2 protein-coding genes are annotated in these 624 nt (G+C 59.0%); both read left to right on the top strand.

The features are described 5' to 3' along the window. Window positions 1–252, top strand: a 252-nt coding sequence (locus I6F38_RS43320; RefSeq protein ID WP_225164705.1) for a hypothetical protein, incomplete at its 5' end; no start/stop codon positions are given. Next, window positions 249–428, top strand: coding sequence for a hypothetical protein (locus I6F38_RS43315; RefSeq protein WP_069277449.1), 180 nt, complete (start codon window positions 249–251; stop codon window positions 426–428). The genes I6F38_RS43320 and I6F38_RS43315, both read left to right, overlap by 4 nt. The last annotated feature ends 196 nt before the right edge of the window (window positions 429–624 follow it).

Here is a 624-nt window from a genome sequence, read left to right as displayed (position 1 = left end):
GGCCCGATGGAGAAGCGACACTCCAGATTGATCGATCAGCGGCTCGAGCAACTTCGATCGCATCGTAACAACATCTGGCGTTATCGGCGACTCCCGAAAACGCAGCTTTCCGACTTGGAGCGTCAGTTCATCGAAAGGCGCATCGGCGAGGAGCTCGAAGCCGTGCAACGCGTGGCGTCTGACGTACCCCCCATCGGTACGTGTCTGACGTCTATCCCGACGGCCAGAACATCGGGAAAAGGCCATCCATGATCGACCTTCAAATGACACTTATTCGCGGCAGCGAGAAGATCATCGACCAATACCAGTATCTCCTGGCTACCGCGACCTCGGAACGGGAGCGCGAGCGCTTTCGCCAACGCATCAACGAAGAGCAGCTGCTGCTGGACAAGCGTCGGCAGCCTGAGCAACCCGCTCGCGCAGCGTGACAGAACGGATGACATGGCCGCATGGGTGAATTGAAGAGCTTGCCCCTGGACGAAGCCATCCGACTTCGCTGGGTCTTGCGGGACATCAGAGCCAGGCGCTTTATCGTCAACCCGCTCGGTCCGGCTGACGTTCAGAATCTCACCCAGATGGGCTACGTCGAAAACATAACATGCTCCCCGTTCTGACGGCGGCGGG

The organism is Bradyrhizobium sp. BRP56 (genome assembly GCF_020194035.1).
GTDB classification, from domain to species: domain Bacteria; phylum Pseudomonadota; class Alphaproteobacteria; order Rhizobiales; family Xanthobacteraceae; genus Bradyrhizobium; species Bradyrhizobium australafricanum.
The sequence above is the reverse complement of the archived record's forward strand: the minus strand, read 5'-3'. Positions and strand labels throughout refer to the sequence as shown.